At 64.5% G+C, this 11431-nt stretch carries 17 protein-coding genes; 8 read left to right on the top strand and 9 right to left on the bottom strand.

Annotated elements, in window-relative coordinates:
• Nucleotides 1–227: hypothetical protein (locus tag RCF13_RS00495; RefSeq protein ID WP_308140701.1), on the top strand; the 227-nt coding region annotated here is incomplete at its 5' end.
• Nucleotides 228–248: 21 nt separating this feature from the next.
• Here RCF13_RS00495 and RCF13_RS00490 read toward each other — a convergent pair.
• From RCF13_RS00490 to RCF13_RS00455, 8 genes are all read right to left on the bottom strand, one after another.
• Nucleotides 249–1115: a DNA-binding protein gene (locus RCF13_RS00490; RefSeq protein WP_243578061.1), complete on the bottom strand. Its 867-nt coding sequence runs from the start codon at nucleotides 1113–1115 to the stop codon at nucleotides 249–251.
• 1151 nt (nucleotides 1116–2266) lie between these two features.
• Complete coding sequence (locus RCF13_RS00485; protein ID WP_308140700.1) at nucleotides 2267–3382, bottom strand: replication protein RepA; 1116 nt, start codon at nucleotides 3380–3382, stop codon at nucleotides 2267–2269.
• A 20-nt stretch (nucleotides 3383–3402) separates the two neighbouring features.
• On the bottom strand, nucleotides 3403–3681 hold the full coding sequence (locus RCF13_RS00480; protein ID WP_005917922.1) for a hypothetical protein: 279 nt from the start codon (nucleotides 3679–3681) through the stop codon (nucleotides 3403–3405).
• A 51-nt stretch (nucleotides 3682–3732) separates the two neighbouring features.
• Nucleotides 3733–4380 carry an AAA family ATPase gene (locus RCF13_RS00475; RefSeq protein ID WP_005917920.1) on the bottom strand — a complete coding sequence of 216 codons (648 nt, stop codon included), beginning with the start codon at nucleotides 4378–4380 and terminating at the stop codon, nucleotides 3733–3735.
• Nucleotides 4381–4540: 160 nt separating this feature from the next.
• Entirely contained in the window at nucleotides 4541–4756 is a 216-nt protein-coding gene (locus RCF13_RS00470) for a hypothetical protein (protein WP_005917918.1), read from the bottom strand.
• A complete protein-coding gene (locus tag RCF13_RS00465) occupies nucleotides 4753–5001 on the bottom strand; it encodes a hypothetical protein (RefSeq protein ID WP_308140699.1) in 249 nt (82 codons plus the stop codon). Before RCF13_RS00465 ends, RCF13_RS00470 begins: the two co-directional genes overlap by 4 nt.
• The gene (locus RCF13_RS00460) at nucleotides 4998–5303 is read right to left on the bottom strand and encodes a plasmid stabilization protein (protein ID WP_080598375.1); all 306 of its coding nucleotides are present in this window, start codon (nucleotides 5301–5303) and stop codon (nucleotides 4998–5000) included. Before RCF13_RS00460 ends, RCF13_RS00465 begins: the two co-directional genes overlap by 4 nt.
• Entirely contained in the window at nucleotides 5300–5776 is a 477-nt protein-coding gene (locus RCF13_RS00455) for a hypothetical protein (protein ID WP_232515079.1), read from the bottom strand. The genes RCF13_RS00460 and RCF13_RS00455 overlap by 4 nt, the downstream gene beginning before the upstream one ends.
• Nucleotides 5777–5875: 99 nt before the next feature.
• On the opposite strand from RCF13_RS00455, the gene RCF13_RS00450 reads away from it, so the two are divergent.
• Nucleotides 5876–6016, top strand: a complete 141-nt coding sequence (locus RCF13_RS00450; protein ID WP_157733698.1) for a hypothetical protein — start codon at nucleotides 5876–5878, stop codon at nucleotides 6014–6016.
• Nucleotides 6017–6454 (top strand): hypothetical protein, encoded by a 438-nt coding sequence (locus RCF13_RS00445; RefSeq protein WP_125825523.1) that lies wholly within the window; start codon nucleotides 6017–6019, stop codon nucleotides 6452–6454. It begins immediately after the preceding gene.
• A gap of 163 nt (nucleotides 6455–6617) precedes the next feature.
• On the opposite strand, the gene RCF13_RS00440 is transcribed toward RCF13_RS00445, so the two are convergent.
• A complete protein-coding gene (locus RCF13_RS00440) occupies nucleotides 6618–7712 on the bottom strand; it encodes a MobA/MobL family protein (protein ID WP_308140698.1) in 1095 nt (364 codons plus the stop codon).
• A 221-nt stretch (nucleotides 7713–7933) separates the two neighbouring features.
• Between RCF13_RS00440 and RCF13_RS00435 the strand changes: the two genes are divergently transcribed.
• The 5 genes from RCF13_RS00435 (at nucleotide 7934) to RCF13_RS00415 (ending at nucleotide 11296) form a co-directional block, all read left to right on the top strand.
• Nucleotides 7934–8356 (top strand): conjugal transfer protein TraD, encoded by a 423-nt coding sequence (locus tag RCF13_RS00435; protein WP_308140697.1) that lies wholly within the window; start codon nucleotides 7934–7936, stop codon nucleotides 8354–8356.
• Between the two features lie 204 nt (nucleotides 8357–8560).
• Nucleotides 8561–9136: a hypothetical protein gene (locus RCF13_RS00430; RefSeq protein WP_308140696.1), complete on the top strand. Its 576-nt coding sequence runs from the start codon at nucleotides 8561–8563 to the stop codon at nucleotides 9134–9136.
• Between the two features lie 31 nt (nucleotides 9137–9167).
• Nucleotides 9168–9848, top strand: coding sequence for a type IV secretion system protein (locus RCF13_RS00425; RefSeq protein WP_308140695.1), 681 nt, complete (start codon nucleotides 9168–9170; stop codon nucleotides 9846–9848).
• A 14-nt stretch (nucleotides 9849–9862) separates the two neighbouring features.
• On the top strand, nucleotides 9863–10198 hold the full coding sequence (locus RCF13_RS00420) for a hypothetical protein (protein WP_308140694.1): 336 nt from the start codon (nucleotides 9863–9865) through the stop codon (nucleotides 10196–10198).
• A 12-nt stretch (nucleotides 10199–10210) separates the two neighbouring features.
• Nucleotides 10211–11296 (top strand): type IV secretion system protein, encoded by a 1086-nt coding sequence (locus RCF13_RS00415; RefSeq protein WP_308140693.1) that lies wholly within the window; start codon nucleotides 10211–10213, stop codon nucleotides 11294–11296.
• Nucleotides 11297–11431: the final 135 nt, after the last annotated feature.

Raw genomic sequence — 11431 nt, 5'->3', positions numbered from 1 at the left:
GGCTAAGCTGTAGCGTGTTGTATGTTGTATCGCAATACAACATACAACCATCGGTTGATGACGAAGCGGCCCTAGGGCCGCTTCTGCTTACTGGCTGCAGCGGCATCCTGCAGCTGCGTTATAGGACGACCTGGATCGAGGTAGAAGAGGCTCCAGGGCCCAAAACGCGCAAGCGTTCCCGGCCTTTTCTTCGCCTGTTCCCTGCCCGTTCGCGCTGCGGCGGCTGATCTTGACACTTAAGGGGCCGATTACTCGCCGCTGCCGGGCTTCTTCCTTGTCGGCTTCACCTCGGCCGCCGGCGGCGTGATGCGGGCCAGCAGCGCGGCCGATTGTTCCTTGAGCGTGTCGAGCTGCCCGGCCATGCGGGCGGCTTCCTCGCGTGCCTGGCCGGCCGCCTTCATGGCCTGGTCGCGCTCGGCCTGGGCGGCGGTGAGGCGTTCGGCCATGCGGTGCGCCTCGGCGGCCGCCTGCTTGCGCTGTTCCTGGTGCGCCTCCTGGTCGGCATCGGCCCGCGCCTGCACCTTCGCCAGTTCGCCGCGCACCTGGTCGAGTTGGGCGCGTGCCTGGTCGGCGTCCTGGTGCGCTCTGTCCAGCTCCGTGCGCAGCTCGCCGGCCCGGCGCTCGATCTCTTGGGCGCGGGCCTCGGCCGTGTGCGCCTGCTCCTGGGCGGCGGCCAGTTGGCCGCGCAGCTCGTCGGCTTCGCCGCGTGCGGCCGCTTCGGCGGCCTCGATGGACGCCAAGCGGGATTGCAGGTCATCGACCTGGGCGGCCAGGCGGTCGGCAAGCTCGGTCGCCTCGGCCCTGTCGGCTTCCAGCTCGGCGCGGGCCTTCTCCAGCCCTTCCCGTTCAACGGCAAGCCGGGCGTTCGCCAGGTCGAGGGCAATTGTCCATAGGTCGCTGCCCAGCTCGGCCACGCGGTCGGCGACGGCCTGGGGCGCAGGCTCGCGCAGGGGCGCGGCGGCGGTAGCTTGGCGGGCCTTCCACTCGTTCAGGGCCGGGGAAATGGTTGTGTAGCTCCCACCGGTGATCTGCCGGATTGCCTCAAGCGTGGGCTTCTGGCCGGCGGCGGCCAGGTCGTCGGCGGCGGAAAAAATCTGCTCTTTCGTGACTGCCATAGCGGGTGCTCCTGTATGAAATGTAACGTTGTAGTATGTTGTATGATACTACTACATACTACAATTTACAAGCCCTACAGGGAAATACTACGCGCCGGGCCTGGGCCAGCCCGGCCGCGAGCGCGTCGGGGTCGAAATTTGGCCCTGTGTGGGCCGTGGTGGCGTTTTCCGGGGTCGGTAGCACCTTGCCCTACCCTTGCCCGGTTCCGGGCCTCCTGGGCGCTCCTGCGCGGCTTGGCCGTGGTTCCGGGCCTGCCTCGTCGGGAATGACGATGCTGGCCAGCTCGGCCGCTTGGCTGCTGGCCCTTCTCTTGGCGTTCAACCTGCGGCCTTTCCGCTCGCGCTGTCGCTCGATGTGAGGCACGGCCTCGGCAAGCCGCTTTTCCCTGCTAAACCGCTTTTTGCGGCCTTTCAGCGGGCACGGTGCTGGATGAGGGCGTAGGCGGTGGAGTTGGCACCGGCGCGGCGTGCCGCGCCCTGGTAAGCCGCCTGGCCGTAGGCCAGCACGATTGCCGAAGGCGCAGGCCGACGCGAAGCGGCGGGGCGAAGGGGGTGGCGGGGCCCTCCCCGCCGATGACGGGGCCGCGCAGCGGCCCGCTGTGGCTGTCCCAGCCCCACCCGCTGCGATGACGTTTGGGCGCGGCGAGGAGCTCGGTTAGCCGACCCACTTCCCCGCGCCCTGCCAAACCGCTTTTCCGGGCCTGTGAGCGTCGAGGAGGTTCAGGCAGTGGGGAAGACGTTGCCGACGCTGCGGCGGCCGTAGGACGCCGCCTAGAGCTTCTAACGATCGGCCGCCTTGGCGGCCGGCCTTTAGCGTGGGCATGGATGCCCACGCCAGGCCGGCGCCGAAGGCGACGGGGCGAAGCCAAGGATGGCGAAGGGCAGGCGCTTTTTGGGTCGGAGTCGAGTTGTCCACAGAAACCGGCAGACCACTACAGGTAATACATACAGGAGCTTTAACTACAGGGGGAGCCGTTTTTCCCTTCCCGCTCATAGACTTACGCCGGTTTCGTCTGTCCGTTTATGCGTGGTCTTTCTGTCCGTTTATGCGTGCAGAGTGAGAATTGTCGGGCTTTCGCGTCTGTCCGTTTATGCGTGGATAAGTGGCTGCCTTAACAGGCTTTTCCACATGGCGAGTCCAGCACGCCGGACTACCCGCCAAGCTTCTTGGCCACGTGAGTGGGCGACGGCAGCAGTACCAGGCCGCGATCGCCCTGCTCGGCCCGCAGCTCGGGATAGACGATGGCCACCTTGCGCATCGCGGCCAGCAGCTTGCGCTTGAAGTCGGCCTTGCCTTGGGCGTTGTCCTGGTAATCCGCGCCCAGCTGCATCATCAGCGCCTCCCAGGGGATTTCCACCCGCCGGTTGAGGTAGCTCACGCGGTAGGTGGTGAAGGCGTACAGGTCCAGCGCAAGCGGCGACTTCTTCAAGGCGCGGATCGCGCGCAGGTCGACGGGAACGGGCCGATCAGTGACCTGGTGATAGAACTTGTCCGAGAGCTTCACCCAGCTGGAAAACAGCCCGCCCTGCCCTGCTATCTCATCGTCGAATCGCTGCGGATCCCACCACAGATCCCATTCCTCGGCGACGCTAATCCGTGAGCCGCGCGATCGGATGCGGCCGCCGGCGTCGTTGACGTTTTCATAGGCAATCACCGACGAGCCGAACAAGCGATCGGCCTGCTCTTTCAGGCGCGGAATCGTGCCCCAGCGCCCGCCTGTTGGCACTAGCCCGAGCTTGCCCATGAACTCGGACAAGCTGGCGCCCAGGTGCAGCGTGGATGACTGCGATCGCACCGCTTCGGTGGTGAGCCAGGTCAACAACAAGCGGGGGTAGCTGCCATACGGCAACCCAATATCGGACAGCGCCGACATGGCCACGGTGAGGTTGCCGTTTCGGCGGATGTACTCGTTCGTTTCCGGCCTGCTATGCGGCATCGTGGCCTGGACAAGCACGCGGGCCATGTAGCCGACCATGCCGGCCTCTGCAGCAGCCTCGGCCTCGATCGCCAGTGCCTCGGTGATGAACCTGGCGTCGTTCTCCTTCTTGGTGCGCCGGCGGACAGCTCGCTTCTCCTCGCCGGCGGCGTCTTTCTTCGCCTTGGTCAAGGCGTTGATCCGGCGCAGCAACTCCTGGGCCTGCTCGCTGCCCATGCCGTAGGAGAAAACGGCATCGGCAAGCTCCGAAGCTAGGCGCGCCTCCTGGTCGCGCAGCGCCTCGAGGTCGAGGACCTGCGCTTGGTCGCGATGCTCTGCAGCGGTGGCCATGCCCTACCCTACCCCGCCGCCTACTGGTCGCCACGGACGATCAGCTCGCCGCGGACAAGGCGGGACATGGCCAGCGCCATCGCGGCCGCGCGGCTGAGGCCCAGCTCGGCCGCCCTGGCGTCGAATGCAGTCAACAGCTCCTGCTCGACTGTGAAGGACACCGGTACCTTGCGCGCCTTGTAGACGCGCCCGTTGGCTCGCTTGCCGGTTTTGGCAGCCGCGCCATCGGGCGCCGCCTCGATGAAGGCCTCGGCCGGATCTGCAGCTGGTCGAACGGGGGGTTTGCGCTGAATTGCCATTTAATTAACCTCGCCTCTATATGGAAGCATCTTTAATTCAAGATTAAATCATCATGCGCCGTAGATGGCGGCAACAATCGCCGCAACTTCATGACACGCTTTCGGATCGGACGGCCTCAGCTCCGTGATGTGCAGTCCCGCGCTGCTGGCGTTGGCCAGCGCCTTGCGCTGACGCAAGGGCGTATCGAGCAGCTGCAGCTCGGGCACGTCTTGGACGGCCTCGGCGGCCTCTCGGTTGTCCGCGGCCAGGACGCCGGGATCGGCCATGTTGAGAACCGCGAAGGCCTGCAGGCCTTCGCGCTGCGCCTTGGCTTCGGCTACCAGTTCGGCGGTCTCGGTCAGCGCCCACACGTCGTAGTTGCGCGGCCGGAAAGGGACGATCAGCACGTCGGCGAGCATCAACGCAGCGCGTAGGCTGGTGGAATCGCGGCCGCCCACATCGATCACGATTTCATCGAACAGATCCCGCTGGGCGAGAACCTGGGCGCGCAGGGTCTTGCCCTCGGGGTAGTGGCCGGCCGCAATCGCCGGCAACTCGGGCCGCTCGGCCCGGTTGGTGATGCTGGCGATCGCCGATCCCTGGCGGTCGCCGTCGATCAGCCAAACGCGCTTGCCGGCGCAGGCCTGCGCCGTGGCCAGCTGTACCGCGAGGGTGGTTTTCCCGATCCCGCCCTTTGTGCCCCCGACAGCCACAATCATAAGCTCACCCTTACCAAGTAATGGACGCATGTTGCATTAAACATGCAATCTACTTGAAAGGGAAGGGGTGCGAATTATGCGCGCCCAGGTCGCGGCAACAGCAGGGGAGGGGGGGGAGGGGGCCTGATTCCGCGCAGTCGGCCAAGGCCGTCGGTGGCGGCTATCCCAAGTGCAGGCGCCGGGCGATCGCGCCCAGCTCTGCCGGCGACAGCTCGGCTTTGGCCGCCGCCCTGCAGGCGTCCTCATCGAACGCAGCTGCAGCCGTCCGCAGCTTGCGGATCTCGGCCAGATTGGCGTCGAGCCTGGCCATGCTGCCGCGCAGCTGGGCCGCGATCGCCAGCAGCTCCCTCCGCGCCTGGCGCAGCCGCGCAATCACGCCGCGCCTCCGGCTTCTTCGGCCTCGTACTCTAGGACGCGGGCCGCCTCGGGGATTCTGGCCAGCCAATCGGCGCCCACGCGCTCGATCGCTTCGGCCATCGTGTAGTTGACGCTGGCCAACAGGTCCGCGCGGTTGAGCTCCAGGGCCGCGGCCAGCTTTTCCCCGGTCGAAAGCACGCCGAAATGCCCATCACGGGCAGCGCGGGACTTGTCGATGATCTGCTGCAGCACGTAGTCGGTCATGGCGTCGGTTTCCAATTCGAGCGCGACGGCGCGATCCAAAGGATCTCCACGTGGTTTCCGCTGCGCGTGTAGATAATCACGTATTTCCCGCTTTTGCAGGGATAAAGCCGGGTTCCGGCCGTCGGTCCTTCGGCGTAGGTAGCCACGCCATCGAGCGCGTTTCCTTCCAGCTCGAGCTGGTCATCCTGTCGTTCGGCCGCCGCGTAGATCTGCGGATCTGGAACCTCGATCGCACGCTCCAAGGCTTCATCGAGAAACCGCGCTCGATCATCGAGCGCGGTTTGGCCCCATGCCACAGTCATGCACGGGCGCCTTTGCCCTGGATTGCGGCATCAAGCCGCGCCCGGTGCTTCGCCTTGATCGCGTCCATGTGCTTCTTCGCGTCGCCGGCGGAGAGGGCAGGGCGGCGATCGGCGATGGCTCTTTCCGTACCCTCGCGCAGGAACGCGGCATAGCGAGCATCGGCATCCTTGAGTCGCATGGCCGCCGACCGATCAGGGCGGCGCTTGGCGCCGAACAGGCCCTGGGCTTCCCACTGCTCGGCGTCGACACGCAGCAAGTCCAGCCGCACGCCCAAGTCGCGCAGCACCTTCAAGGCGCTCTCAAACGTCCCGAAGCGGCGCGGCTCATTGGCCTTCGTGGCGAGCACTCGCGCGTGGTTGTAGGTTTGCAGCTGCACCGTCCAGCCGCCTGGCAGGCCAATGACCTCGGCCTGCTTCACGGCCCCGGCGTCCACCAGCTCGCGGGCGGTGGCCAGCTTGACCATTTCAGTCATGGTAGACTCCCAAGTTATGATTAACCGGACTTCACTCTACCATCCTCGGGGCATCTGGCTATGAATGGCGAGGGGCAAAACCGCGACGGATCACCCGTTATGCGAAATCCTGCACGCCAGCCAGCGCCGGAACCGGAGCCGTCTCCTCTGGATGGCTGGGTCAGCGGGCTGGTCGAGGTGCAGAAGCGCCTGGTCAATGACCCGACCTACCACTACGAGGCGAGCCAGCGAGGGTTCTAGGTGAGCAAAGGCGATCGGCCATGGGAACTGGCACGTCCGATCCGGGCGTGGCCAGGGGAGCATTTCAACCATGAGGATCGCGAGGTATACGCCGTCCATCGTGCGGTCAGCCTCATCAACCGCAACCCGGAGGATTTTGAATTCATAGTGCTCCCGATCGACAGCCTTCGGGAGCAGGTCGAGGGGCGGGGTGGGATAGACCTAAGGTACGTCGCCACCTTATCTAACGAGGATGCCGTCCGCCCGGTACTGCTCGGTCGCTACCATGACGGCACGGTGCGGATGCTCGATGGCTATCACCGCGCCACTTGGCTTCTGAAACACCACGTCAGCCCCATAGGCGCCTGGCTACTTACCCCGGCACAGACCGACGCAATCCGCGTACACCTGCCGCCAGGCTTCCTTCCACCTGGGGCGCGGGTTACACCGACCGATTGACCTCTCCATGGCGCTCCGCGCCCGGCGTGCCGTCCAGGCACGGGGCCGCCATCCTGGCGGCCACTCGCCGCGTCCTGCGGCTCGCCGGATTCTCCGAATCCGGTTTGGTCATCGTGGGAAAAATCCGACGGCGATCTTTCTGGTTTCCCGACCCGGAAACTTCCTATCGCGCCCGGTCGCCTTTTGTGGTTTTCGCCGAGCGGTCTTTGGCATGGTTGCGGACGGCCTGGTCGTGCTGGTCGAGCAACTGGGCCACCGGCTTAGCCCTCGCCGGGTCGCTCTGCAGGGTGTCTAGGATCTTCACCTGGTCGACCTTGGGCGCTGCGATGAACTGCTCTACCAGGCGCTTGAGCGTCGCCGGCACCAGCTCCCACAGGGAGCGATCCCGCTTGTCGTCGTAGCCATCGACCGCCTTGCCGCGCTTCACAACTAGGGCGAGGAACCGCTTCACCAAATCCTCGGCCCGCTTTTTCAGTGCAGCCTGCAGCGATATGACTTCGGCCGGAACGTCGGGCACGGCTCGCCGCAGCTCGGCGTTCGCGGCCATATGCTCTGCCCGCGCCGCCCGGAACTCGATGACGTTCTCTCGTCCCTGGCCGCGCCACTGGCTCGGCAACTGCTTTGCCTCCGGCTCGATGCCGGTGCCGCGATCGGCATGGCTTCTCATGTCGATTCGCTCGGTCCGGCCAGCGCGCTCCAGATGCGCGTTAACCATGACCTCCCAACGTGCCCGTAGCTCTTTCAGATCGGCTACTCGCTCGGCCTTCGTGAGGGTCTTTCCGGCATTTGGCCCGTAGCCTTTTCTGGCACCTCCACGCTCTGGCGTCTTGGAGTTGTATCGCTTGAAATACTGTTCCGGGTCGCGGTCGATGCCATCGACCTGGCGCTCGGAAAACATCAGGTGGGCGTGCGGCTGCTCGCCACCGTCTGCCGCCAAAGGGACATGGATGGCCCATTGGTAGGCATGACGGTCGCCGATCTCGTTCTGCACCCATTCGCGAACAAGCTCGGCCCTCTGCGTGGCGTCAAGCTCACGCGGTAGGGCCAGCTCCATTTCGCGATATGTGGTGCCGTTGGCGCGCTCGTGAGCGTCGGCAGCCTGCCAGAATGCGAGAGGGTTGGAGTGCGCCCAGGCGGGCATGTTGCCCGCCGCGGCCGCCTCCAGCCTCTCGCCCCGCTCTAGTCGTCCGGCGTAGCGGCCTTCGCGCGCGATGTAGGCGGCATGCGGAGAAGCCTTCCCCGCCTTGCCGACCTTCATCGAGAGTCGCGATATGGCCACGTCGGACGATGCCTCTGCTGTTGCCCTTGCTCTTGCTCTTGCTCTTGGGGTTCAGGGGCTTGCCCCTGACGCGCTGTTTCTCGGCTTGCCGAGAAACAACTAAGCGCGCCTTCCCTAAAGGGGAAGGATACAGCGGGCATCGCCGCTCCGCCAGTTTTTCGCTAGACTGAAACGACCCATCCCGGTAAGCAGGAGGTGACATGAGTAGCGAATGGCTGTCGGCGCGGGTCGAGTACCTGCGCGGACTCAAGGCGCCATCGGAACAGCAGCGGCTTCTATTGCTGCTGGCAGAGAAGTCGGATCGCACGACCGACGATGAAAGGAAGCTGGCGGCACTGGTGAGGGCCGAAAAAGCGGCCGACCGGGCAGCACGGGCAAAGGCCGACGCCGCCCGGATTCTCAATGCCGACAAGGTCGCGCAGCGCAAGGCGCGGGATCGCGAGCTTTACAACGTGGCCGGTCTGCTGATCCTCGGTGGCCTGGTCGATTCAAAGAGGGGAACGCCGACGATGGACCGCGGCGAACTGCTCGGCGCCCTGGCGTCGCTGTCGAAGGTTCCGACCGATGATCCACGCCGGGCCGAATGGAAGAAAACCGGCGACAAGTTGCTGGCCGGAAAGTGATATAACTGCACTCGGGATTGGGCAATCCCGGCCAATGTGATGGAGAGCGGAGCACCCCGCCGGAACAAGTGATCTTGTTCCAGTCCTTGGCCAAACATGACAAGCCTGGGGAAATGGGCTCTCCCCTGCCGTTCGCGGCTAAGCGTCGAGGCGTCCCTCCGTACACCGATTCATTGAATCGGGCTGCTGGTCAAGCAGCACGGAGTGGCGTTGTTCCCACCTGTGCTGCTTGGCCTCTCCAAGCAACCGCACAAGGTGGAAATCATGTCCCTACCCAAAAAGCGCAAACCGACGGTTCTCACTGTCAGGCCCACCAGCGTCACGACCAGGAAACGGCAGCCTGAAACCGCCGTCCTCCTGCCCTACGGCGTCGGGCCTGAATCAATGGCGGCCTGGAACGCCAGGTTCATGCCGGCAGTCTTCGCCGGCGGCGGCCTCGCGATCGCCACCTGGCTGGTGTCCTTCGCCACCTCCTACGCCAGCACCACGGCCAGTTTCTGGATCAGCCTGCTCGGCCTGCTGGCCACCGGAGCGGTGATCTATCGCCAGCTGTTCCGTGCCGGGCTAATCCCGCGCCGGTTCGTCGGCGTCTGCGTCGCCCTGGCGCCTTTCCTGCTCACCGGCGCCCTCAAGGTCCTGTCCCTGCTGCTCGCCGGCATCTTCAACCTCCCGTCGTTCCAACTCATCAACCCGGTTTTCGTGGCGACGATCGGGTTTGGCCTGGTCATCGGCGCCGCCGCGCATTGCCTGGGCCTGCTCGCACCGGCTCACGACCGCTAATTCAACCGCCTACGACTACGAGGAACCCAGCATGAAGATCAAAGCCATTGCTCTTTCGGTCGCGCTTGGCGTGACCATGATCGCCGGCGTCACGTCCACCACGCCGGCCTATGCGACCGGCATCCCGGTCATCGACGCGGCCAACCTGGCCAACGCGATCCAGCAGTACACGCAGATGGTCGAGCAGCTGGCGCAGCTCAAGGCCCAGCTGGACCAGGCCAAGCAGCAGTACGAGTCACTGACTGGCGGCCGCGGCATGGGGAACCTGGTGCGCAGCACCGGCGCCATCCCGAAGAACTGGCAGGAAACCCTCGCCTCGATGAAGAACGGCGAGCTAGGCAACCTGTCGAAGGAGATCCGCCAGTCCGCAAGCCTGCTCGATGAGGATTTCTTCGCCGACGTCGACCAGGCGGTGAAGGACACCCTCGACGATTCGATGGCGGCCCACACCGACCAGCAGGCGGTAAACCAGTCGTTCTACGACGCGGCGACGGCCCGGGCGCAGAAGATGGAGTCGCTGGCCAACCAGATCGACGGCGCGTCGGACATGAAGGCCATCAACGACCTGCAGGCCCGCGTCGCGATCGAGCAGGTGCAGCTGACCAACGAACTCATCAAGCTGCAGTCGTTGAACATGATCGCCCAGCAGCAGCGCGAGACTCGCGCCCAGCAGCAGCACCAGGCGGCGTTCAAGACCTCCTTCAAATACTGACCGGAGGCCTCTCGATGACCAGTAAAACTGTCTCGATCAGACTCATCGCGGCGTTGGCCTTGGGGGCGTTGCTCGGTTGCACCAGGAACGACGACGCCGGCGTCGTGGCCCCGGCCGACAACGCACCTATCCAGGACTGCCGCACGCTAACTGCACCAGCAAACCGGGAATACAGAATCAGCTCTGTCCGCGAGTGCCTGGCGCAGCCATCACTCGATGCCCGCATGAAGTCGAAGGCCTGCCTGGTGCAGCAAGAGTTGGGTCGCTGCATAACGAAGAAGGAAGCCCAAGCCAACGGCTACGGCGGCGACCAGCTGCGGGCCGAGATGCAAGAAGCCCGTACTCGCTAACTGGAGAGGGACATGGAACCGGATGATCTACAAATTGCGGGTTTTTTGTTCGAGCACGTGCAGCCAGCCTTTGAATCCTTTGTGGTGGATGGCAGCACCACCATCATCAGCCTAATCGCGACGCCAGCCGTCGCCTTGCTCACGATCTACGTGCTGTTTTGGGGCGTGGCGATGGCGTCCGGGCAGATCAGCGAACCATTCACCGATGGCATGAAGCGCATCATCCGCATGTGCATCATCATTGGGTTCGCCCTGACCGCGGGGATCTACCAAGGCACAGTGGTCGATTTCTTCATGCAAGCACCAATGGAGATCGCCGGCCAGATCGTAATCCCTGGAAGTAACCCGATCGGCGATGACATCAATTCAATGTCCACCATGCTCGACCAAACGGCCGCCGCCGGATTCGACGTAGCGGTTAGGCCGTGGCAAGAGGGCGAGACCATGCACGCGGCTTCGACGTTCGGAGTTAGCGGGGCTGGCCTGCTCTACCAGGGTGTTTCGATCCTGCTTTGTACGATCGTCGTCCTCACTGTCGCGATCGCCGCATGCTTGATCCTGGTCGCCTATTCGGCGCTGACGGTACTGCTTGCCATCGGCCCTCTTTTCATCATGCTGGCGCTTCTACCAGGTACTCAACGCTGGTTCGAGGCCTGGCTTGGCCAAGTGGTGAACTTCGCGATCAAGGTCCTGCTGGTCATCCTCTCGGCAGCGTTGATGTTCAAGGTGCTCGATACGTTTTTCCAAGGGCTGGCCACGATGGAAACGGCCGAAATGCTCATGGCCTCGCTTAAGGCCGTTGGCATGGCCATTTTCGTGCTGGGTGTGATGTTCTCGATGCCAGCGATCGCCTCTGCAATCGGTGGCGGCGTCGCAGCTTCGACGGCTGGACTCGGCGGCCGCTTGGCGTCGATGGGCACGGGTGCCGCCCGCATGGCTGTCACCGGCCATTCCAGTCGCGCCATCACCGGTGCTGCAGCCGCACGAAACGCCCGCAGGATCGGCGGCGCCGCTGCTGCAGGCGGCAGGGCAGTTAAGGCCGGGATGGAAATGGCCAGGAAGAAGTTCAGGCCGCCGAACAGCGTCACGAGTGGCTAAGCTGTAGCGTGTTGTATGTTGTATCGCAATACAACATACAACCATCGGTTGATGACGAAGCGGCCCTAGGGCCGCTTCTGCTTACTGGCTGCAGCGGCATCCTGCAGCTGCGTTATAGGACGACCTGGATCGAGG

This window comes from Stenotrophomonas maltophilia group sp. RNC7, assembly GCF_030910085.1.
Classification (GTDB): domain Bacteria; phylum Pseudomonadota; class Gammaproteobacteria; order Xanthomonadales; family Xanthomonadaceae; genus Stenotrophomonas; species Stenotrophomonas sepilia.
The sequence above is the reverse complement of the archived record's forward strand: the minus strand, read 5'-3'. Positions and strand labels throughout refer to the sequence as shown.